The 22,332-nt window shown below is 66.3% G+C and carries 21 protein-coding genes and 1 tRNA gene; 4 read left to right on the forward strand and 18 right to left on the reverse strand.

The features are described from left to right. Nucleotides 1-2: 2 nt before the first annotated feature. The 12 genes from nuoH to AC3IPM_RS13355 form a co-directional block, all read right to left on the reverse strand. Nucleotides 3-1,094 (reverse strand): NADH-quinone oxidoreductase subunit NuoH, encoded by a 1,092-nt coding sequence (nuoH, locus tag AC3IPM_RS13300; RefSeq protein WP_489300380.1) that lies wholly within the window; start codon nt 1,092-1,094, stop codon nt 3-5. After that, nucleotides 1,091-3,334: an NADH-quinone oxidoreductase subunit NuoG gene (gene nuoG / locus AC3IPM_RS13305; RefSeq protein WP_489300381.1), complete on the reverse strand. Its 2,244-nt coding sequence runs from the start codon at nt 3,332-3,334 to the stop codon at nt 1,091-1,093. Before nuoG ends, nuoH begins: the two co-directional genes overlap by 4 nt. Further along, nucleotides 3,331-4,671, reverse strand: a complete 1,341-nt coding sequence (gene nuoF / locus AC3IPM_RS13310; protein ID WP_489300383.1) for an NADH-quinone oxidoreductase subunit NuoF — start codon at nt 4,669-4,671, stop codon at nt 3,331-3,333. The genes nuoG and nuoF overlap by 4 nt, the downstream gene beginning before the upstream one ends. A gap of 3 nt (nt 4,672-4,674) precedes the next feature. After that, nucleotides 4,675-5,202, reverse strand: a complete 528-nt coding sequence (gene nuoE, locus AC3IPM_RS13315; RefSeq protein WP_121038421.1) for an NADH-quinone oxidoreductase subunit NuoE — start codon at nt 5,200-5,202, stop codon at nt 4,675-4,677. A gap of 94 nt (nt 5,203-5,296) precedes the next feature. Then, on the reverse strand, nt 5,297-6,526 hold the full coding sequence (locus tag AC3IPM_RS13320) for an NADH-quinone oxidoreductase subunit D (RefSeq protein WP_489304141.1): 1,230 nt from the start codon (nt 6,524-6,526) through the stop codon (nt 5,297-5,299). Nucleotides 6,527-6,603: 77 nt separating this feature from the next. Then, nucleotides 6,604-7,356, reverse strand: coding sequence for an NADH-quinone oxidoreductase subunit C (locus AC3IPM_RS13325; protein ID WP_489300385.1), 753 nt, complete (start codon nt 7,354-7,356; stop codon nt 6,604-6,606). A gap of 32 nt (nt 7,357-7,388) precedes the next feature. Then, nucleotides 7,389-7,943 (reverse strand): NuoB/complex I 20 kDa subunit family protein, encoded by a 555-nt coding sequence (locus tag AC3IPM_RS13330; protein WP_019182677.1) that lies wholly within the window; start codon nt 7,941-7,943, stop codon nt 7,389-7,391. Next, nucleotides 7,934-8,290, reverse strand: a complete 357-nt coding sequence (locus AC3IPM_RS13335; RefSeq protein WP_038691968.1) for an NADH-quinone oxidoreductase subunit A — start codon at nt 8,288-8,290, stop codon at nt 7,934-7,936. Before AC3IPM_RS13335 ends, AC3IPM_RS13330 begins: the two co-directional genes overlap by 10 nt. Before the next feature lie 112 nt (nt 8,291-8,402). Further along, nucleotides 8,403-8,487: transfer RNA gene (locus AC3IPM_RS13340), tRNA-Leu, on the reverse strand. A 49-nt stretch (nt 8,488-8,536) separates the two neighbouring features. Beyond that, a complete protein-coding gene (secG, locus tag AC3IPM_RS13345) occupies nt 8,537-8,977 on the reverse strand; it encodes a preprotein translocase subunit SecG (protein WP_489300387.1) in 441 nt (146 codons plus the stop codon). A gap of 30 nt (nt 8,978-9,007) precedes the next feature. After that, nucleotides 9,008-9,763, reverse strand: a complete 756-nt coding sequence (gene tpiA, locus AC3IPM_RS13350) for a triose-phosphate isomerase (protein ID WP_489300388.1) — start codon at nt 9,761-9,763, stop codon at nt 9,008-9,010. 169 nt (nt 9,764-9,932) lie between these two features. Further along, a complete protein-coding gene (locus AC3IPM_RS13355; RefSeq protein WP_489300389.1) occupies nt 9,933-10,868 on the reverse strand; it encodes an isopenicillin N synthase family dioxygenase in 936 nt (311 codons plus the stop codon). A gap of 197 nt (nt 10,869-11,065) precedes the next feature. Here AC3IPM_RS13355 and AC3IPM_RS13360 point away from each other — a divergent pair, with 197 nt between their 5' ends. Genes AC3IPM_RS13360 through AC3IPM_RS13370 form a run of 3 tightly spaced genes read left to right on the forward strand, consistent with a single transcriptional unit; the run spans nt 11,066 to nt 14,958 of the window. After that, the gene (locus AC3IPM_RS13360) at nt 11,066-12,931 is read left to right on the forward strand and encodes a DUF3413 domain-containing protein (protein WP_489300390.1); all 1,866 of its coding nucleotides are present in this window, start codon (nt 11,066-11,068) and stop codon (nt 12,929-12,931) included. A gap of 34 nt (nt 12,932-12,965) precedes the next feature. Further along, nucleotides 12,966-14,117 (forward strand): glycosyltransferase family 4 protein, encoded by a 1,152-nt coding sequence (locus AC3IPM_RS13365; protein WP_489300391.1) that lies wholly within the window; start codon nt 12,966-12,968, stop codon nt 14,115-14,117. Then, nucleotides 14,104-14,958, forward strand: coding sequence for a polysaccharide deacetylase family protein (locus AC3IPM_RS13370; RefSeq protein ID WP_489300392.1), 855 nt, complete (start codon nt 14,104-14,106; stop codon nt 14,956-14,958). Before AC3IPM_RS13365 ends, AC3IPM_RS13370 begins: the two co-directional genes overlap by 14 nt. 68 nt (nt 14,959-15,026) lie before the next feature. Here the strand turns inward: AC3IPM_RS13370 and glmM are convergent, their stop codons facing one another. The 5 genes from glmM to trpB all read right to left on the reverse strand — a co-directional run bounded on the left by glmM (nt 15,027) and on the right by trpB (nt 20,152). Next, nucleotides 15,027-16,394, reverse strand: a complete 1,368-nt coding sequence (gene glmM, locus AC3IPM_RS13375) for a phosphoglucosamine mutase (protein ID WP_489300393.1) — start codon at nt 16,392-16,394, stop codon at nt 15,027-15,029. Continuing rightward, nucleotides 16,394-17,278 carry an acetyl-CoA carboxylase, carboxyltransferase subunit beta gene (gene accD, locus AC3IPM_RS13380; protein ID WP_489300394.1) on the reverse strand — a complete coding sequence of 295 codons (885 nt, stop codon included), beginning with the start codon at nt 17,276-17,278 and terminating at the stop codon, nt 16,394-16,396. Before accD ends, glmM begins: the two co-directional genes overlap by 1 nt. 138 nt (nt 17,279-17,416) lie before the next feature. Continuing rightward, entirely contained in the window at nt 17,417-18,229 is an 813-nt protein-coding gene (gene trpA, locus AC3IPM_RS13385) for a tryptophan synthase subunit alpha (protein ID WP_489300395.1), read from the reverse strand. Nucleotide 18,230: 1 nt separating this feature from the next. Continuing rightward, a complete protein-coding gene (locus tag AC3IPM_RS13390) occupies nt 18,231-18,920 on the reverse strand; it encodes a hypothetical protein (RefSeq protein WP_489300396.1) in 690 nt (229 codons plus the stop codon). After that, nucleotides 18,917-20,152 (reverse strand): tryptophan synthase subunit beta, encoded by a 1,236-nt coding sequence (gene trpB, locus AC3IPM_RS13395; RefSeq protein WP_489300397.1) that lies wholly within the window; start codon nt 20,150-20,152, stop codon nt 18,917-18,919. The genes AC3IPM_RS13390 and trpB overlap by 4 nt, the downstream gene beginning before the upstream one ends. 95 nt (nt 20,153-20,247) lie before the next feature. On the opposite strand from trpB, the gene AC3IPM_RS13400 reads away from it, so the two are divergent. Then, nucleotides 20,248-21,135 carry a LysR family transcriptional regulator gene (locus AC3IPM_RS13400; protein ID WP_489300398.1) on the forward strand — a complete coding sequence of 296 codons (888 nt, stop codon included), beginning with the start codon at nt 20,248-20,250 and terminating at the stop codon, nt 21,133-21,135. A gap of 65 nt (nt 21,136-21,200) precedes the next feature. On the opposite strand, the gene AC3IPM_RS13405 is transcribed toward AC3IPM_RS13400, so the two are convergent. After that, entirely contained in the window at nt 21,201-22,307 is a 1,107-nt protein-coding gene (locus AC3IPM_RS13405; protein ID WP_489300399.1) for a toxic anion resistance protein, read from the reverse strand. Nucleotides 22,308-22,332 lie beyond the last annotated feature (25 nt).

The following is a 22,332-nucleotide window of genomic DNA, read 5'->3' on the forward strand; positions in this document are numbered from 1 at the left end:
ACTTAGACGCCCTTCTGGATCACGCCGTAAAACACCATCAACGCCGTCACTGCAATCCACACGATGGTGAGCGGGATGAAGACCTTCCAACCCAGACGCATGATCTGGTCATAACGGAAGCGCGGGAAGCTGGCACGGAACCAGATATAGGCACTGGCGAAGAAGAACACCTTCAGCAGCAGCCACGGTGCACCGCCCTTCCAGATCCAGTCGATCCACGGCGAGATGTCCGCCGTGATCCAGCCCTGGAGCGGGCTGAGCCAGCCGCCGAGGAAGAAGATCGCGATCAGGAAGCTGATCAGGATCATGTTGGCGTATTCGGCCAGGAAGAACAGCGCGAACGCACCGCCGGAGTACTCGACCATGTGGCCGGCGACGATTTCCGATTCACCTTCCACCACGTCGAACGGCGCGCGGTTGGTTTCGGCTACGCCGGACACCCAGTACACGATGAACAACGGGAACAGCGGGATCAGGAACCAGTCGAAGAAGCCGGAGCTGCCGGCCTGGGCCATCACGATGTTGCTGAGGTTCAAGCTGCCCGAGGCGATCATCACACCGACCAGGGCAAAGCCCATGGCGATTTCGTAGCTGATCATCTGCGCCGAGGCGCGCATCGCACCCAGGAAGGCGTACTTGGAGTTGGAGGCCCAACCGGCCAGGATGATGCCGTACACACCCAGCGAGGTCATCGCCAGCAGGTACAGCAGGCCGGCGTTGGCGTTGGAGAGCACGATCTTGGCGTCGAAGGGCACCACCGACCAGGCCGCGAAGGCCGGGCCCAGGGTGATCAGCGGCGCCAGGATGAACATCGCCTTGTGCGAGCTCGCCGGCTGGATGATTTCCTTGAACAACAGTTTGAAGACGTCGGCGAAGGCCTGGAAGATGCCCATGCCCACGTACATCGGGCCGTGGCGGACGTGCATCCAGCCGATCAGCTTGCGTTCCCAGACCACGTAGAAGGCCACCGAGATGATCACCGGCATGGCGATCACCAGGATCTTCAGGATGATCCAGAGCAGCGCACCGATCTCGCCCAGTGACAGCAGCCACTGGTGCAGCGGGTCGACCGCGTTCAACAGCAATTCGTTCATGCAGCCACCACCGTTACGCGTGCGGCACCCAGCGGCGCGGTTGCACCGTGGCCCGATTCAATCCAGACCGCACCCGCGGCGACGCGGGCGTCGACCACCACCGGCAAGGTGGCGCGGCCGGCATCGGTGCCGACCTTGGCCATCTGCCCTTCCACCAACTGCAGACGGGCGGCATCGGCGGTGTTGAGCACGATGCGCGGTGCGGTGTTGAGCGGATGCGATTGCAGCGCCTGGGCGCGACGGACCACCGCATCGGTGCGGTAGATCGCGGCGGTCAAGGCTACTTCCAGGCCCTCGCCGGTCACCGGCGTGGCTGCCGAAGCCGCCACGCTGACGCTGACCGGAGCCAGGCTGGCGCGCAGGCCGGCCAGGTCGGTGAAGTCGAAACCGGCCAGCGACATTTCGCCGCCCAGCGCACGCAGCACACGCCAGCCTTCACGCGCCTCGCCCGGCAGCTTGCCGCCGGCACGGGCCGACTGCTCGCGACCATCGAGGTTGGTCAGGGTGGCATCCACTTCCGGCAGCGCGCCGATCGGCAGAATCACATCGGCGAGGTCGCGGGTGGAGGCGCAGGCGTACTGGCTGAAGGCCACCACCTGGGCACCGGCCAGCGCCTTGCGGGCAGCGTCGGCATTGGCGAAGTCCAGGCCCGGCTCGATGCCGTACAGGGCATAGGCCTTGCGCGGCTGGGCCAGCATGGCGTTGACGTCCTTGCCGGCCGGCAGCACGCCGGCGCGGGTCAGGCCGATCGCGTTGGCGCCCTGCGGGATGCGGCACAGCTTGGCACCGGTGGCGGCGGCGAAATCACGCGCAGCGGCGCGGATCGCGGCAGCCTGCGGGTGGTTTTCGGCGATGGCACCGACGATCAGCACCGCGTTGCCGGTAACGGCAGCACGCAGCTCGGCATTGCCCAGCGCGTCCACGAACCGGGACGGCGCAACGATCTGCTTGCCGGCCAGCTTGAAGGCGAAGTCGAAATCGACCGGATTGACCGCGTGGATCTTCGCGTTGCGCGTGGTCTGCGCCTTGCGCAGGCGGGCGTGCAGCAGCGGCAGCTCGTGGCGGATGTTGCTGCCGAGCACGACGATGCTGTCGGCCGCTTCGATCTCGGCCAGCGGCAGGCCGAAGACTTCGGCGGTAGCGGCGTCGGAGAAGTCGCGGTTGTTGATGCGGTGGTCGATGTGGGTGGTGCCCAGACCCTGTGCGAGACGGGCCAGCAATGCGCCCTCCTCGTTGGAGGCCGACGGGTGCACCAGCACGCCGAGGTCGTCACCCTGGTGGGCGGCGAAGATGTCCTTGGCGGCGGCCAGGCCTTCGGCCCAGCTCACTTCCTTCCACTCGCCGTTGACCTTGCGCAGCGGCTTGACCGCACGGTCTTCGCTGTACAGGCCCTGGTGCGAGTAGCGGTCGCGATCGGACAGCCAGCATTCGTTGACCGACTCGTTGTCACGCGGCACGGCGCGCAGCACTTCGCCGCGACGTACGTGCAGGAACAGGTTCGAGCCCATCGCGTCGTGGTAACCCAGCGATTCGCGCGCGGTCAGTTCCCACGGACGGGCGCGGAACTGGAACACCTTGTTGGTCAGCGCGCCGACCGGGCACACATCCACCACGTTGCCCGAGAGCTCGGTGGTCAGCGGCTTGCCGTCGTAGGTGCCGATCTGCAGGTTCTCACCGCGATACATGCCACCCAGTTCGTAGGTACCGGCCACGTCGGCGGTGAAGCGCACGCAGCGAGTGCACTGGATGCAGCGGGTCATTTCGGTGGCGACCAGCGGACCGATGTCCTCGTCGGGCACCACGCGCTTGCGCTCGTTGAAGCGGCTGACCGAACGGCCATAGCCCAGCGAAACGTCCTGCAGTTCGCACTCGCCGCCCTGATCGCAGATCGGGCAATCCAGCGGGTGGTTGATCAGCAGGAATTCCATCACCGAGCGCTGGAACTTCAGGGCCTTCTCGCTGCGGGTGGCGACCTTCATGCCATCCATCACCGGGGTGGCGCACGCCGGTGCCGGCTTCGGCGACTTTTCCACGTCGACCAGGCACATGCGGCAGTTGGCCGCGATCGGCAGCTTCTCGTGGTAGCAGAAGCGCGGGATCGGAATGCCGGCCTTGTCGGCGGCCTGGATGATCATCGACCCCTTGGGCACGACCAGGGACTGGCCGTCGATCTCGACGGTCACATGCCCCTCCGGCACGATGGCCGGGGTCACGCCAGGGTTGTTGGGTTGCGCGCTCATGCGGCGGCTGCCTCCACCTTCTTGCCGTCAACCATCGAATGACCGTTGACGATGTAGTACTCGAATTCGTCCCAGAACTGGCGCAGGAAGCCCTGGATGGGCCATGCCGCCGCTTCACCGAACGCGCAGATGGTGTGGCCTTCGATCTGGCCGGCCACTGCCTTCAACTGGTGCAGGTCTTCCATCGTGGCCTTGCCGGCGACGATGCGCTCCAGCACGCGGTGCATCCAGCCGGTGCCTTCACGGCACGGGGTGCACTGGCCGCAGGATTCCTTGTGGAAGAACTGCGAGATGCGGCAGGCGAACTTGACGCAGCACACGCTGTCATCCAGCACCACGATGGCGCCCGACCCCAGACCGGTGCCCAGGGCACGCAGGGTGTCGTAGTCCATCTGCAGGCCCTTGAGCTCTTCAGCCTTCAGCACCGGCATCGACACACCGCCCGGCACGGCACCCTTGAGGGTACGGCCCGGCTTGAGGCCGCCGGCCATTTCCAGCAGCTCGTCGAAGGTGGTGCCCAGCGGCACTTCGAAATTGCCGCCCTGCTGCACGCAACCGGAGACCGAGAAGATCTTCGGGCCGCCGTTCTTGGTCAGGCTCAGGCCCTGGAACCATTCCGGGCCGTTACGGATGATCGCCGGCACCGAGGCATAGGTCTCGGTGTTGTTGATCGTCGACGGCTTGCCGTACAGGCCGAAGTTGGCCGGGAACGGCGGCTTGTAGCGCGGCTGGCCCTTCTTGCCTTCCAGCGATTCCATCAGGGCGGTTTCTTCGCCGCAGATGTAGGCGCCAGCGCCGAGGGCGCCATAGATGTCGATGTCCACGCCGCTGCCCAGCACGTTCTTGCCCAGCCAGCCGTTCGCGTACGCGTCGGCCAGGGCCTGTTCGAAGTTCTCGAACGGTTCGTGGTGGAACTCACCGCGCAGGTAGTTGTAGCCCACGGTCGAACCGGTGGCGTAGCAGGCGATCGCCATGCCTTCCACCACCGAATGCGGGTTGTAGCGCAGGATGTCGCGGTCCTTGCAGGTACCCGGCTCGGATTCATCCGAGTTGCACAGGATGTACTTCTGCATGGTGCCCTTGGGCATGAAGGACCACTTCAGGCCGGTCGGGAAGCCGGCGCCACCGCGGCCGCGCAGGTTCGACTGCTTGACCATCTCGATGACCTGCTCCGGCGAGATCTTCTCTTCGAGGATCCTGCGCAGGGCGGCGTAACCACCGGTCTTGAGGTAGCTTTCGTACGACCACGGGGTGTCGTAGTGCAAGGTGGTGTAGACCACCTGGTGCGGCAACGGCGCAGGACCGACCGGACCACTGGGTGCGTGATGATGTGCCATGTCTTACTCCAACCCGTCCAGCAGCTCGTCGACTTTCTCGACGGTCAGGCGCTCGTGGTAATGGCCATTGATGACCATCATCGGCGCACCGGCGCAACCGGCCAGGCATTCTTCTTCACGCTTGAGGTAGATGCGGCCATCGGCGGTGGACTGGCCGGTCTTGCAGCCGAGCTTCTTCTCGGCGTGCGCGACCAGGTCCTCGGCACCGTTCAACCAGCAGCTGATGTTGGTGCAGAAGGCGACGTTGTGGCGGCCGACCTTCTCCAGCTCGAACATCGAGTAGAAGCTGGCCACTTCGTAGGCCCACACCGGCGGCAGGTCCAGGTACTTGGCGACGCCGGCGATCAACTCGTCGGTCAGCCAGCCCGCATTCTGTTCCTGTGCGGCGTGCAGGCCCTGCAGCACGGCCGAACGCTTGCGATCCGGCGGGAACTTGGCCAGCCAATGATCGATGTGCGCACGGGTCTTGTCATTCAAGACCACCATCGGGTCGACGTCGCGCGCCGCCTCGAAATTACCTGTCGCCTTCATCGGCCGACCTCAGCGAATACGAAATCATTAAGAACCAGAACCTGCAGCGCCGGCAGCAGCCGGCGGGTGTCAGGCATCGTGCATGCGGATGCGATCACCGGTCGACCTCACCGAACACGAGGTCGTAGGTGCCGATCATGGCCACCACGTCGGCGAGCATGTGTCCGCGCACGATCGAGTCGATCGAGGACAGATGGGCGAAGCCCGGCGCGCGCAGGTGCACGCGGAACGGCTTGTTGGCACCATCGGACATCAGGTAGCAGCCGAACTCGCCCTTGGGCGCTTCGACCGCGGCATAGGTTTCGCCGACGGGGACGCAGTAGCCTTCACTGAACAGCTTGAAGTGATGGATCAGCGCTTCCATGTCGTCCTTCATGTCCTCGCGGCTGGGCGGCGCGACCTTGAAGTTCTTGACCATCACCGGGCCCGGGTTGGCCTTAAGCCACGCCACGCACTGCTTGATGATGCGGTTGGATTCGCGCATTTCGGCCACGCGGCACAGGTAGCGATCGTAGCAATCGCCTTCCTTGCCCAGCGGGATATCGAAATCGACGGTGTCGTACTTGGCATACGGCTGCTTCTTGCGCAGGTCCCAGGCGATACCCGAGCCGCGCAGCATCACGCCGGTCATGCCCCAGGCATGCGCCAGTTCGGGGGTGACCACGCCGATGCCGACGGTACGCTGCTTCCAGATACGGTTGTCGGTCAGCAGGGTTTCGTATTCGTCGACGCGCTTGGGGAACTCCGCGGTGAAGTTCTCCAGGAAGTCCAGCAGCGAACCTTCGCGCGAGGCGTTGAGGTTCTTCAGGGCCTTGCCCTTGTGCCAGCGCGATTCCTTGTACTTGGGCATGTGGTCCGGCAGGTCGCGGTACACGCCGCCCGGACGGTAGTAGGCCGCGTGCATGCGCGCGCCGGAGACCGCTTCGTAGCAGTCCATCAGCTCTTCGCGCTCGCGGAAGGCGTACAGCATCACCGCCATCGCACCCAGATCGAGGGCGTTGGAACCCAGCCACATCAGGTGATTCAGGATGCGGGTGATTTCATCGAACAGGGTACGGATGTACTGGGCACGCTCGGGCGCTTCGATTCCCATCAGGGTTTCGATCGCGCGCACGTAGGCGTGCTCGTTGCACATCATCGACACGTAATCCAGGCGATCCATGTAGCCGATCGACTGGTTGAACGGCTTGGACTCGGCCAGCTTTTCGGTACCACGGTGCAGCAGACCCACGTGCGGATCGGCGCGCATGATGGTTTCGCCGTCCATTTCCAGGATCAGGCGCAGCACACCGTGCGCGGCCGGATGCTGGGGACCGAAGTTCATCGTGTAGTTGCGGATTTCCTGCCGGAGTTCGGCCGGACTGCTCGCAAAGGCCTGGTGGGCCTGGGGAAGTTGTGCACTCACTTGCTTGCCTCCGTCTGCGCGGATTCACCGGCAGCGGTCTGGAAACGCGCGTCGTCGCGGATCACGCGCGGCACGCCGACACGCGGCTCCACCGAGGTGACCGGCTCATAGATCACGCGCTTCTTTTCTTCGTCGTAACGCACTTCGACGTTGCCGATCAGCGGGAAATCCTTGCGGAACGGATGCCCGACGAAACCGTAGTCGGTCAGGATCCGGCGCAGGTCCGGATGGCCTTCGAAGATCACGCCGTACAGATCGAATGCTTCGCGCTCGAACCAGTTCAGGCCCGGCCAGATGTCGGTCAGCGAGGCGACCACCGGCAGTTCCTCGTTCGGCGCAAAGCAGCGGATGCGCAGGGTGAGGTTGTACTGGTAGGAACGCAGCTGGGCGACCACGGCGAAGCGCTGCAGCGGAATCGGTTGCGGCTGGGCGCCATCGCTGGTTTCGCGCGTGGGGAATTCACCCCAGGCGAAACGGCCGACGGACGCGCCTTCGACGCCACGGCTGAAGCCATGGGACGACACATCGGCCGTATCCCATTCGTCGCTGCCGTAGCCGAGGTAGTCCAGGCCGCACAGATCGACGGCCTGCTCGAAACCGAATTCGTCGCGCAGCGCCAATGCGGTGGCATGCCAGTCAGCAGCGGGCACTTCCAGCGTCACTTCGCCGCGGGGTTCGACCACGAAGACCTGCGCACCTGCGAAACGTGCGGACAGTCGGTCGATGAAGGAAGGTGCTTGCTCTGCCATGGGGGCTTGGCGTGCTCTTGTCAGGAGGAATGTCAGCGGGCGATGGTCTGCGTACGCCAGATCTTCTTCTGCAACTGCAGGATCCCGTACACCAGCGCTTCGGCGGTTGGTGGGCAACCGGGGACATAGATGTCCACCGGCACCACGCGGTCACAGCCACGCACTACTGCATAGGAGTAGTGGTAGTAGCCGCCACCGTTGGCACAGCTGCCCATGGAGATGACCCACTTCGGGTCTGGCATCTGGTCATAGACCTTGCGCAGCGCCGGGGCCATCTTGTTGACCAGGGTACCGGCCACGATCATCACGTCGGACTGACGCGGCGACGGGCGGAACACCACACCGTAGCGGTCAAGATCCAGGCGCGCGGCACCGGCGTGCATCATTTCAACCGCGCAGCAGGCCAGACCAAAGGTCATCGGCCACATCGAACCGGTACGTGCCCAGTTCAACAGGGCATCGACACTGGTGGTGACGTAGCCCTTTTCCAGCAGCGGGTTGTCGCCTTCCGGGCGCAGGATGTCGTCGACCCGCCCTTCCGGGACCGGGTTGTTCATCAGGCCGTCGAGCGTCTGAATTACTCCCATTCCAGCGCTCCCTTCTTCCAAACGTAAATGAAACCGAGGAAAAGCATGCCTACGAAGAGGCCCATCGTGACCAGCGAGCGTGCGCCCAGTTCCATGAAGACCTGGGTCCACGGCACGATGAAGATGATTTCCAAGTCAAATACGATGAACTGGATCGCGATCAGGTAGTAGCGCACATCGAACTTCATGCGCGCGTCCTCGAAAGCCTCGAAGCCGCATTCGTACGGCGAGAGCTTTTTCAGGTCAGGACGTCGGGGACCGAGGAATCGGCCAACCAGCATCAGCGAAACGCCGATACCGGTGGCAACGATCAGAAACAGCAGAGACGGCAAATATTCGGCCAGCACAGCGATTCTCTCTTGCCTCTGCCGCTGCGCCTGCAGGCGCTTTGGCATGGGGGAGTGGACGGGTACCGCTACCTGGCGCTGTGCGCGCCAGACGAACCCGCTTACAAACAAATGGTGCCCAAGAGGGGACTCGAACCCCTACGACTCTCGTCGCTACCACCTCAAGGTAGTGCGTCTACCAATTCCGCCACCTGGGCTTACGATGGCACTGGGTGTTTCCCAGTGCGCCGCATATTGTAACCGTCTTCAGCGAGTCTGGGAGCCTTCGGAAGGCTTTTCTTCACCCGATTTCGGCGTTTCCGCCTGAGCCGGCACAGTGGCCTGCGGAACCGGCTGCTGGACAGCGGTTTCCGGGGCCTTCGGCACGGCCGGAAGCTCACCTGCCGGTGCGGCCGGGGCCGTTGCGACCGGGGCCGACATCAGGCCCAGGCTCTGCTGGTCGGACGGGCGTGAGCCATGGCTGGCATACCAGGCCATGAACAGGCTGATGCCGAAGAACACCACGGCCAGCCACTTGGTCGACTTGGACAGGAAGTTGGACGCGCCACGCGCGCCGAACACGGTACCCGAGGCACCTGCGCCGAAACCCGAACCCGCGGCCGCGCCGGAACCACGCTGCATCAGGATGAGCGCGATCATGGCAACCGCCACCAGCACGTAGACCACATTGAGGATCAACATCAGCATTTCGAATCCGTCCTCGGACTGTAATTCTTGTTAGCGCCCGACCGCCGCATCGGCGATGGCCAGGAAATCCGCGGCTACCAGGGAGGCACCGCCCACCAGCCCACCATCGACATCGGGCTGCGCGAACAGTTCCGCTGCGTTGTCGGGCTTCACGCTGCCGCCGTACAGAATGGGCAACGAATCGGCAATTCTAGCATCCAGCTTGGCCACTTCGCCACGGATGAACGCGTGGACTTCCTGCGCCTGCTCCTTGGAGGCGGTCCGGCCGGTGCCGATGGCCCAGACCGGCTCGTAGGCGACCACGGCGTGCTGGAAGCCGGCAGGGCCCATCAGGGCCAGCACCGGGGCCAGCTGGCCGGCGATGACCTGCTCGGTCTGGCCGGCCTCACGCTGCTTCAGGGTTTCACCCACGCACAGCACCGGGACCAGGCCGGCATGGACGGCGGCGGCGAACTTGCGCGCGACCAGCTCACTGCTTTCGTTGTGGTATTGGCGCCGCTCGGAATGGCCGACCAGGCCATAACGGGCGCCGACTTCGGCGAGCATGGCGGCGGAGACTTCGCCGGTATAGGCGCCCTTCTCGTTGCTGCTCACATCCTGCGAGCCGAAGGCGATGGCCCGGCCCTCAAAGGCTTCCACCAGCTCCCCCAGGTACGGCAGCGGGGGCAGGATGACCACCTCGACACCGGCGCCCGGCAGGCTGGCGACCAGGTCGCTGACCAGGTCCGTGGCGAATTGGCGGCTGCCGTGCAGTTTCCAGTTACCAGCAACGATCTTGCGGCGCATGGCGGTGGCTCCTTTGGGTATCAGCCGGCCATGATAACGGATGAAACGAATGGGCGTTGCCGCGAAAACGCTTACATTTCAAATGGATATTGTGGAATTGCGCGCCATCCATGGCGCTCAGGCAGCCGCCACAACGAAGAAGGCCACCTCGCGGTGGCCTTCTTCGTGATTACTTCAGCTTGATCTCGCGCAGGCGTTCTTCCAGGAAGCCGTGGGCGGTGATCGGCTCCGGGTAGCGGCTGGGGTTTTCCGGGGTGATGCAGGTCGGCAGCACGTCGATCAGGTAGTCCGGGTTCGGGTGCAGGAAGAACGGCACCGAATAGCGCGGCTGGCGCGCCTGCTCGCCCGGGGGGTTGACCACGCGGTGGATGGTGGACGGGTACACGTGGTTGGTCAGGCGCTGCAGCATGTCGCCGATGTTGACCACGATGGTGTCCGCATCCGAGGTGAACGGCACCCACTTGCCCTCGTGCGACTGCACTTCCAGGCCGGCGGCACTGGCACCCACGAGCAGCGTGATGAAGTTGATGTCGCCATGGGCACCGGCGCGCACGTTGGGGATGTTCTCGGCGGTGATCGGCGGGTAGTGGATCGGCCGCAGGATCGAGTTGCCGTTGTCGGTCTTGTCGGCGAAGAAGGTCTCCGGCAGGCCGATGTGCAGGGCCAATGCCGACAGCACGCGCGACCCCAGGTTGTCCAATGCCTGGTACAGCGCGTAGCCGCGCTCACGGAAATGCGGGACTTCGGCCGGCCACAGGTTCGGGGCCATCACGTCACGGTACTTGGAGTCGTCCGGGATCTCGCGGCCGATGTGCCAGAACTCCTTCAGATCGAAGTGCTGGGAGCCCTTGGCGGTTTCCACGCCGAACGCGGTGTAGCCGCGGGCGCCACCGCTGCCCGGCACGTGGTACTGGCGCTTGGTGGCCTCGGGCAGGGCGAAGAAGGCCTTGAAGACCTCGTAGGCGCCGTCGATATCGGCCTGCGGGATGCCGTGGTTGCGGATGCCCGCGAACCCCCATTCACGGTAGGCCGCGCCCAGCTCTGCCACGAACGCGTCGCGGTCCGTGTCGAAACGGGTGATGTCGAGGGTGGGGATCTGGCTCACAGCGATTCCTGGCTTGTTCGGATGGGTCGAGGGCCACGTCGGTGGCCCGGCTGAACATTGTGCCAGATCCGACCAATGGCACTGCTGACCTGTTGATACAAACCGATACAATGCGCGGCGCCCGGCTACATGGACGGGACGACGACGCAGCCAACGCCACGTCCCCCCTCCCCTTTTTTGCCCCATCGATCCACCACATGGACGCATCCGCTCCCGTACCTGCCCCCTTTCCAAGCCCGCGCTGGCAGCGCCTGGCCTGGCTGAGCCTGTTCACCACGATCAACGCCCTGGTGTCGATCGCGATCGCGCTTGGCAACACCCCGCTGGACGACAACCCCGGCGGCACGTTGGGGCTGGGCTACCTGGCCCTGGCCCTGCCCGGCCATTTCCTGGCGTTCGGCGCGCTGGTCTCGGTGCTACCGCTGCTGATCGGCCTGTGGCCGCGCTCGCCGCGCCCGCTGCTGGTGTCCGCGGTGCTGCTGCAGGGCCTGTGGCTGTGCCTGCTGCTGGTGGATGCCAAGGTCTTCGCGCTGTACCGCTTCCACCTCAATGCCATGGTGCTGAACATGGTCTTCGGCGGCGCCCTGCACGACCAGGTGGCGCTGTCCTGGCAGACCTGGCTGCAGTCGGCCGGCGCGCTGGTCGCCACCGTGCTGGCCGAAGTGCTGCTGGCCTGGGCGTGCTGGCGGCTGGTGCCGGCGCAGGCACGGCGCCGGCCGGTGCTGCTGGCCTGGGCCGCGGGCCTGGTGCTGATGGCCAGCGGCCAGGTCGCGACGGCCTATTACGACGCCCGCGGCGAGCGCGCGGTCACCCGGCAATGGGCGTACCTGCCCTGGGCCCAGCCGATCACCGCCAAGAGTTTCATGCAGCGCCTGGGCGTGCACAGCCAGCCCCAGGCCGGCCTGCCCGATCCGCGCCACAGCCAGCTGCAGTATCCGCTGCAGCCCCTGCGCTGCCAGAGCCACCGGCAGCCGAACGTGCTGGTGGTGGTGCTGGAATCGCTGCGCCATGACGCGCTCGATGCGACCACCATGCCCAACACCTGGGCGCTGGCGCAGCGCTCGGACGTGTTCACCCACCACTACAGCAGCGGCAATGCCACCCGCTATGGCCTGTTTGGCCTGCTCTACGGCCTGCCGGGCGGTTACTGGGACAGCATGCTGAGCGAGCAGCGCGGGTCACTGCTGTTCGACGTGCTGCAGCAACAGGGCTACGACCTGCACCTGTATGGCAGCGCGCCGCTGTACAGCCCCGAGTTCGACCGCACGGTGTTCGCACAGGTCCGTGGGCAGCTGCGCACCGCGCCGTCCGCGCTGCCGGTGGCCGCACGCGACCGCCATATCGTGGACGCGATGCGCGCGGACATGACACGCGCAGACGACGGCCACTGGTTCGGCTTTGTGTTCCTGGACAGCACCCATGCGCCCTATCACCTGCCGCCGGGCTACCCCGCGCTGGCCACGCCGATGGCCGGGCGGATCGACTTCCTGGCGCTGGACAAGGACCACGACCCCACCCCGGAGCGCAATCGCTACCGCACCGCCGTGCACTACGCCGACGCGCTGGTCGGCGAGCTGCTGCAGGGCCTGCGTGACAGCGGCCAGGCCGACAACACCATCGTGCTGGTGACCGGCGATCACGCCGAGGAATTCAACGACCTGGGCCTGAACTACTGGGGCCACAACGGCAATTTCTCCGACTACCAGATGCGCGTGCCGTTCGTGCTGCATTGGCCGGGCCGCACGCCCGGCCTGCACGAGGGCAGCAGCAGCCATGAGGACTGGGTGCCGACGCTGATGCGCCACGGGTTGGGCTGCGAAAACGCGCTGGCCGACTACAGCACCGGCCTGGATCTGTTCGATACCCGCCCCGACGACCGCGCCCTGCTGGTTGAAAGCTGGTCCCAGCGCGGCATCCGCAAGGGCGATCACACCTACGTGTTCGACAAGTTCGGCAACGCCACCGCACTGGACCGCCACTACCTGCCCTTGACCGACCAGGAGCCGGATGCCGCGGCCGTGCGCGCGGCCTGGCAGGCCCTCACCCATTTCCGCAAGCCGTGAGGCTTGCCCTCGCCTACTCATGGACCGTTCTTCGATGGACAAGCCGCTGAAAATCCTCCACACGGAAGCTGCCAAGGGATTCGGCGGCCAGGAGATCTACATCTACCGCCACATGCTGGCGATGCGCGAGCGCGGCCACGATGTCTCGCTGCTGTGCCAGCCGGGCGCACGCCTGGGCGAGATGGCACGCGAAGCCGGCTTCACCGTGCATACGCTGAAGATGGGCGGCCTGCTCCGGCTGCTGCGCGGGATCTGGTCGGTGCGCGGGCTGGTACGCCGCCAGCACTATGACGTGGTCAACACCACCAGCCGCCGCGACGCGTTGATCGCTGCCGCCGGCGCGCGCCTCGGCGGTGCGCCGTTGGTGGTGCGTTCGCGTCACCTGATGAGTCCGGTCAATTCGCTGCTGACCTACACGGGCCTGCCGCATCGCGTGCTGACCGTGAGCAGCTTCGTCAAGCAGTTGCTGGTCCACCGCGGCATCACCGATGCCCGTATCGGCATCGTGCCGCCGATCGCGGTGCCGCCGCAGTGGTCGCAGACCCGCAAGGACGATCCGTGGCAATGCCTGCAGGACACCCGTGCCGAGGTGCGCCGCGAGCTTGGCTTTGACGATCAGCAGATCGTGGTGGGCTGCGTGGCGGTCCTGCGCGAACCGAAGGGCCATGCCGACCTGCTGCGCGCGATCGCCCCGCTGTGCCGCCAGCATCCGAACCTGCAGCTGGTGGTGGTCGGCGATGGCCAGCCGGTGATGGACCAGCTGATCGCGCTGCGCCGCGAACTGGGCGTGGAGGCGCAGGTGCATCTGCTCGGCTACCGGCAGGGCGCCTGCCGCTTGATGGCCGGCTTCGACATCTTCGCCCTGGCCAGCCACAAGGAAGCGGCCGGCACGGTGTTCCTGGAAGCGGCCTATGTGGGCGTGCCGATCGTGGCCACGCGCGTGGGCGGTGTACCGGAAATGGTGGTGGAAGGCAGCAATGCTATGCTCGCGCCGCTGGGTGACCAGCCGGCACTGACCCGTGCCCTGCAGGCGCTGGTGGAGCAACCCGAGCGGCGCCGGCAGATGGGCCTGGCCGGTTGGGAATGGATGCGCAGCGCGCATCGTTTCACCCCGGTTGGCCACACCGAGGCCACCGAACACTATTACCACCAGTGGTTGAAGGAACTGGGCCATGGCCAACGCTAGAACCGTGCCGGTACTGATGCATCACCACGTGTCGCCCTCGCCGGGCATGATCACGGTGTCGCCGGAGAATTTCGAAAGCCAGATTGCCTGGCTGGCCGCCAACGGCTGGACCTCGCTGACCCTGGAACAGTACGCCGGCTTCCTGGCCGGCAAGCCGGTACCGCGCAAGTCGATCGTGATCACCTTCGATGACGGCTACCTGGACAACTGGGTCTACGCGCACCCGATCCTGCTCAAGTACGGCATGCATGCAGTGGTGTTCGTGGTGACCGGCTGGATGGGCGAAGGCCCGGCACGCCCGCATGCCGGCCAAGCCGGCGCGACCCTGCCGGCGACGCCGGACCATCGCGGCTGCGAAGCAGCGATCCTGCGCGAAGACCGCCCCGATGACGTGATGATGCGCTGGAGCGAAGCCCGCGCGATGATCGCATCGGGCAGCTTCGAGATTCACTGCCACACGCATACGCATACGCGCTGGATGAAGCAGGACATCAGCCGCGAGGAGAAGTGCGAAGGCATCACCCGCGACCTGGCGATGGCGCGCGAGGTGCTGCAGCAGAAGCTGGGCGAGGTCTCGGACACGCTGTGCTGGCCGTACGGCGATTTCGACGAGGACTACCTGCCGATCGCGCGCGCGCAGGGGTTCAAATACCTGCACACCACGCACCCGTTCGGGCGCAACGTGGTGGGCGGTGATCCGGAACATATCTATCGCTTCGCGATCCGCAACCGCCCCGCCAGCTGGCTGCGCAAGCGCATCGCGTGGAGTTACAACCCGCTGATCGCGCCACTGTTCAACCGGTTCAAAGCCAAGCAGAAGAAGATGGTGCCGGGGCCATAAGGCCTTCGTGGGATCAACGAAAAACGCCCCGGTTTCCCGGGGCGTTTTTGATTGCGCAACCGCTTCGATCAGGCTGCGGCGGCGGCCTTCACTGCCTGCGACAGGCTGTCCAGCGTGGCCTGCATCAGTTCGGCACTGTCGGCTTCCACCGTGACGCGCACCACCGGCTCGGTGCCGGACGGGCGCAGGAACGCGCGACCGCGGCCCTTGACGGCCTGCTGCGCGGCGACCAGCGCCGCCTGCACACCGTCGGCCTGCACAATTGCCTTGGCCGACACATCGGCCAGGCGCACGTTGACGGTCTTCTGCGGCACCTTGTGCAGGCCCTGCTGCGACTCGCGCAGGCTCTTGCCTTCGCGACGCAGCACTTCCAGCACCTGCAACGCGCTGACGATGGCATCGCCGGTGGTGGCGCGATCCAGGCACAGCAGGTGCCCGGACGCTTCACCGCCGAGCACGCCGCCACCCTCTACCAGGGCCTGATGGACGTAGCGGTCACCGACGTTGCTGCGCACGAAGGCAATGCCCATCCGCTCCATGGCCTGTTCCAGGCCGAAGTTGGTCATCAGCGTGCCGACCACCGGACCGCGCAGGCGGCCATTGCGCTGCCAGGACGGGGCCAGCACGTACAGCAGGTCATCGCCGTCGACCGGGTTGCCCTGGTCGTCGGCCATCAGCACGCGATCACCATCGCCGTCGAAGGCGATACCCAGATCCGCACCAACCTCACGCACTTTCGCGGCGAGGTTGTCGATGTGCATCGAACCGACGCCATCGTTGATGTTCACGCCGTTGGGCTCGGCACCGATCGTGACCACGTCCGCGCCCAGCTCGCGGAACAGCAGCGGGGCGATGTGGTACGTGGCGCCATGCGCGCAGTCGAGCACGATCTTCAGCCCGCGCAGGTCGAACGCGCGCGGCACGCTGGCCTTGCAGAATTCGATGTAGCGACCGACCGCATCACGCGCACGCATCGCCTTGCCCAGGCGGTCCGACTCGGCGGTGGTGAAGTCACTGTCCAGCGCCGCTTCCAGCGCCAGCTCGGTGGCGTCATCGAGCTTCTCGCCATCGGCGGAGAAGAACTTGATGCCGTTGTCGTAATGCGGATTGTGCGAAGCACTGATCACGATGCCGGCGTCCGCACCGAGCGTGCGGGTCAGGAAGGCCACCGCCGGGGTCGGCATCGGGCCGAGCAGCTGCACGTCGGCACCGGCGGCAACCAGCCCGGCTTCCAACGCGGCTTCGAACATGTAGCCGGAAATGCGCGTGTCCTTGCCGATCACCACCACCGGGCGGTGGCCCGGGCGGTGGCCATTGCGTTCGGTCAGCACGCGGCCGAGCGCATTGCCCAGGCGCAGCACGAAGTCCGCCGAGATCACGCCCTGGCCGACCCGGCCACGAATGCCATCGGTGCCGAAGTACTTGCGCGCGCCCATCAGGCCGCCGCGTCCGCGGGGGGGGCCGGCTGGCGGCCGAGCATGGCCAGCAGCTCGGACAGGCGGTCACGCAGTTCGCGGCGGTCGCAGATCTGGTCGATGGCACCGTGCTCGAGCAGGAACTCCGAGCGCTGGAAACCTTCCGGCAGCTTCTCGCGCACGGTCTGTTCGATCACGCGCGGGCCGGCAAAACCGATCAGGGCCTGCGGCTCGGCGATGTTGATGTCGCCCAGCATCGCAAACGAAGCCGACACGCCACCGGTGGTGGGATGGGTAAGCACGGAGATGTACGGCAGCCCGGCATCACGCAGGCGACCCAGCGCGGCCGAGGTCTTGGCCATCTGCATCAGCGAGAACAAGCCTTCCTGCATGCGCGCGCCGCCGCTGGCGGAGAAGCACACGTAGGGGGCACGCAGTTCCAGCGCCTTTTCCGCGGCGAGTGCGAAGCGCTCACCCACCACCGAGCCCATCGAGCCGCCCATGAAGGCGAAGTCGAAGGCCGAGGCGACCAGCGGACGGCCCTTCATCTGGCCGTGCATGGCGATCAACGCATCGTACTCGCCGGTGTTCTTCTGCGAGGCCTTGATGCGCTCGCTGTACTTCTTCTGGTCCTTGAACTTGAGCAGGTCCGTCGGCCCCAGCCGTGCGCCGATTTCGGTGGTGCTGTCGGCGTCGAACAACGCCGCCAGACGCGCACGCGCGCGGATGGCCATGTGGTGGCCACACTTGGGGCAGACTTCCAGATTCTCTTCCAGCTCAGGACGGTAGAGCGCGCTGCCGCAGCTGCTGCACTTCTCCCACAGGCCCTCGGGGACGCTGCGCTTCTTGCTGGGGACATTGTCGGTGCGGATGCCCGACGGCATCAACTTGCTGAGCCAACTCATGCGGGATGCTACTTCCGTTCAGGGCGGCCCGAGGGCCGCAAAGGCGGACAGTCTAGCTCACCGTTTCCATGCTCGGGCACCCCCCGGGCATTGCCGGGGGGCTGGCGTAAACCATTCTGGTACGTACGTTTATGTGCTTCAGGCGGCGTCGAGAGCGCGTCGCAACGGTGTGAGGAACGCCTGTGCGGTATCCGCGGCGGCGCTGGCGTCGGCGGCCTCGGCCAGCGCGGCCACCAGGGCACTGCCCACCACCACGCCATCGGCTTCCACCGCCATGGCCGCGGCGCTGGCCGCATCCTTGATGCCGAACCCGGCCACCACCGGCACCGTCGAGCGGCCGCGCAGGTCGCGCAGGCGGGCACTGGCGGCGCTGCTGTCCAGGCGCTCGGAGGCCCCGGTCACGCCGGCGAAGCTGACGTAATAAAGGTAACCCCGCGCCATCGCCGACAAGGTATCCAGCCGCGCATCGGCCGTAGTCGGCGAGGCCAGCAGGATCAGCGCCAGCCCGGCGGCATTGAAGATCTCGCGGGTTTCGGCGGCTTCTTCCGGCGGCAGGTCGACCAGCAGCACACCGTCCACGCCGGCGGCGATGGCCGTCTGCGCGAAGCGTTCGGTGCCGTGGATCTCGACCGGGTTGAGATAGCCCATCAGCACCACCGGGGTGGTGGCGTCGTCGCGGCGGAATGCGGCGACCGTTTCCAGCACGTAGCGCAGCCCTGCCCCGCGTGCCAGCGCGCGCTCGGAGCTGCGCTGGATGGTCGGGCCATCGGCCATCGGGTCGGAGAAAGGCACCCCCAGTTCGATCACATCGGCACCGGCGGCAGCCAGCGCGTGCATGACCGGCACGGTTGCCTCCAGCCCCGGGTCACCGGCGGTGATGAAAGGAATCAGCGCCTTGCGGCCGGAGGCGCGCAGGCGGGCGAAACAGGCATCGATACGGTCAACGGACATCTCAGGCACATCCTTCAATCAATTCAACGGCGCCGCTGGCGCCCCAGTACAGCTTCGCTATCACCCCGTCGAAGATCTCCAGCCGGATCGCCAGATCCGAACCGGGGTCCTGCCAGGTCAGGTATTGCCCCGTTTCCGGGTCGTAGGCATGCGGTTGCACGGTACTGCCGGCCGGCAGGCGCTTGAGTGCCGCCTCGCGCGACATGCCCAGCCGCAGGCCGAACGGGCCGGGCTGGGTGATCGCCTCGTCCGAGCCGTCGATCAGGGCCAGGTCGAAGCGCGCCACGTGGTCGTCTTCCACCATCATCGACACACCCTCGGGCAGGCTGCCGCGCTCGTAGTACTCGCAGCTGCCCTGCATGGCCTCGCGCAGGCCGGCCGAATGCCATTGGTTGTCGGCGTCGGCCTCGGTGAAGCGTTGCCCGATCAGCATCTCACCAGCATGGTCCAGCGCCACGGTCGCCGCCGATGCGGCCGCTTGCGCGGCATGCTCGGCCGCCAGTGCGGGCACCGGCTCGTCCTCGATCGGGCGGTTGGCAAGATCGTCGTCATTGCTGGCCGGCTGCCTGGCCGGTGCCAGGGTGGCCGGTGCGCTGGCGGCGGCCGGCAGCAGCGGCGGATCCGGTGGCGTGCAGGCGCCCAGGCCAAGCACGACCAGCAGCGCAGTTCCATTGCGCAGGCGTGGATTCACAGCATCAAGCCCTCGCGCGCGGCGATGGTATGCACGTCCTTGTCGCCACGGCCGGACAGGTTGCACAGCACCAGCTTGTCGCGCGGCAGTTCGCGCGCCAGCTTGATCGCCTGGGCCACCGCATGGCTGGATTCCAGCGCTGCCAGGATGCCTTCGCTATGGGCCAGCTGATGGAACGCGGCCAGCGCCTCGTCATCGGTGATGCCGACATACTCGGCGCGGCCGGCATCGGCCAGGAAGGCGTGTTCCGGACCCACACCGGGGTAATCCAGGCCGGCGGAGACCGAATGGGTCTCGATGATCTGGCCATCGTCATCGCAGATCACATAGGTGCGGTTGCCGTGCAGCACGCCCGGGCGACCGGCGGCGATGGAGGCGGCGTGGCGGCCGGTCTCGATGCCATCGCCAGCCGCTTCAGCACCGACGATGCGCACATCGCGATCGTTGAGGAAAGCATGGAACAGGCCGATGGCGTTGCTGCCGCCGCCCACGCAGGCGGTGATCGCATCGGGCAGGCGGCCGTAGTCGGTGAGCATCTGCGCACGCGCCTCGCGGCCGACAATGGCGTTGAAGTCGCGCACCATGCGCGGATACGGATCCGGGCCGGCCACGGTGCCGATGATGTAGAAGGTGTCGCGCACGTTGGTGACCCAGTCGCGCATCGCTTCGTTGAGCGCATCCTTGAGCGTGGCCGAGCCGGACGTTACCGGGATCACGGTGGCACCCAACAACTTCATGCGATAGACGTTGATCTTCTGCCGCTCGATGTCGGTGGCGCCCATGTACACCACGCACTCCAGGCCCAGCCGCGCGGCGACCGTGGCGCTGGCCACGCCGTGCTGGCCGGCGCCGGTCTCGGCGATGATCCGGGTCTTGCCCATCCGCGCGGCCAGCAGGGCCTGGCCGATGGTGTTGTTGATCTTGTGCGCGCCGGTGTGGTTCAGGTCTTCGCGCTTGAGCAGGATCTGCGCGCCGCCGACCTGCTTGCTGAGACGTTCGGCGTGGTAGATCGGGCTGGGCCGGCCCACGTAGTGGGTCAGGTCCTTGTCGTAGGCGGCGATGAAGGCCGGATCGCGGCGCGCCTCGTCATAGGCCGCCGCCAGCTCCTGCAACGGCCCGATCAGGGTTTCGGCGACGAAACTGCCGCCGTAGCGGCCGAAATGGCCCTGGGCGTCAGGGTAGGCGTGGAAATCGAGGATGGGGGATGCGGGCGTTGCAGGGGATGCGGACATGACACGACAGCCGGTGGAGACAGGCTGCCAATTTAACGCACATGTCATGACAGGAATATCGATATTATCTGGCCATATCTGTCAGAAAAACTCACATGACCGAGACGCCCCTGCCGTCGCTCAACGCCCTGCGCAGCTTCGAGGCCGCCGCCCGCCTGGGCGGGGTCGGCCGCGCGGCCGACGCGCTTCACGTGACCCATGGCGCGATCAGCCGGCAGCTGCGGCTGCTGGAGGAGCACCTGGGCGTGGCCCTGTTCGAGCGTGAGGGCCGGGGACTGCGCCTGACCCCGGCCGGCCAGGCCATGCAGACCGCCTGCGCGGCCGCGTTCGGGCAGATCCGGGAGGCAGCAACGGCAGTGCAACGCCAGCAACGCCCCGAAGCGCTGGTGCTGGGTTGCAGCGGCAGCATCCTGGCGCGCTGGATGATTCCCCGCCTGCAGGCGCTGCAGAACGCCCTGCCCCAGCTACCACTGCACTGGTCAGCCCAGGACGGTAGCTTCACCCCCGGACAGCAGGATCTGGACGCGGTCCTGCTGCTGGCGCAGCCACCGTGGCCACAGGGCTGGCAGATCCAGGAACTGGCCCCGGAACGGATCGGCGTGGTGGTCAGCCCGCAGCACCCGGCAGCGGCACGGCTGCGCCGGCAACCGCCGGCGGCATTGCTCGGCGAAGCCCTGCTGCACACCACCTCACGCCCGCAGGCGTGGCCGCAGTGGGCACTGGCACACGGGCTGGAGCCCACCCAATTGCAGCTGGGCACCGGCTTCGAGCATCTGTATTACCTGCTGGAAGCGGCCGTCGCCGGACTCGGGGTAGCGATCGCCCCGGAACCGCTGGTGGCCGATGAACTGGCCGCGGGACGGCTGTTGGCACCGTGGGGATTTGGCGCCACCGGCGGGTTCTGGGTGCTGGCCACGCCCGAGGGTGCACGCGATGCGCGGGTGGACGCGTTGGCGGCCTGGTTGACCACACAACTGGGGTGATGACGCGGCGCCCCGACCGTCGGTCCAGGCCCCGCCATTTCGTCATGCGTTCGTCGGGTTGCCGCTCAGCCGGCGGTGGGGGCCGCCAACCGCGCCTGCACGTCCTCGCGCAGGCGGGCCAGTTCCACTTCGGCCTGCTGGCGCTGCTGCATGCCCTCGCGATGGATGGTGCGCACTTCCTCGACGGTGGCGATCAGCTGTTCGTGCACGTGCCGCAGCGTGGCCACATCGATCACCGCACGCTGGTTCGCCTTGGCGGTATCCACCGTGGTCTGGCGCAACAGATCGGCGTTGCGCCGCATCATCTCGTTGGTGGCATCGTCGATGGCGTTGGACAGTTCCACCGCGTTCTTCTGTTCGCTCAACGACAACTGGATGGCGAACTGGCGCTTCCACGACGGGATGGTGATGTCGCGGACGGTGTTGAACTTCTCGATCAGCAGGATCGCGTTGGCCTGGATAAGGCGGATCATCGGCAGCGACTGGTCAGCCGCATGCTGCATCACCACCAGGTCGCCCACGCGCTTGTCGATCAGGCGGATGGCATTGTCCACTTCGCTCTGGCGCAGGCGCTGCTGTGGCTCGTCCTGGCCGGCGCTGGCCTGTTGTTCGCTGCGCAGTCCAGCCAGGCGGCGCTTGGCGGCGGCGATGTGCAGGCCCAGCGCATGCCGCTCATCGCGCACGATGTCGTGCATGCGGTCGAACTCGCCCACCCGTTGTGACATCAAGGTCTGCTGGCTGCCGACATCGCCCATGAGCTGCTCGATCTGGCGATTGGTATCGCTGAACTTCTGCACCAGCTCGCCCTTGGACGCGCGCAGGCGGTCGATCAGGCCGCCGATGAGCGGCACCCTGGAGCGCTCCGCCAGGCCATCAAGCTTCAACGAACGTGCGATCCGCACCACTTCACCGAGCTTGTCGCCACTGGCATCCAGATCACGGTTACGCACCTGGTCGAGCAGTTGCGAGGAAAACGCGGCGGTCTTGGCGGCCGCATCGCGCCCGAACACCTGCAGGTTGCCCGGCCGGATGTCTTCCAGGCCGCGCCCGATCTCCTCGATCCGGGGCACGTCCTCACGGCCCAGTCCCAGTGCCTGCAGCGCGGTGTCATCGAGTGGATCGGCGTTGGCTGCCACCGTCAGTGCGCTCGGGGCCGGGGTGTCCTGGGTCATGGGTGGATCTCCTTGGAAAGGGCAA

It is taken from the genome of Stenotrophomonas sp. GL_111, assembly GCF_057835245.1.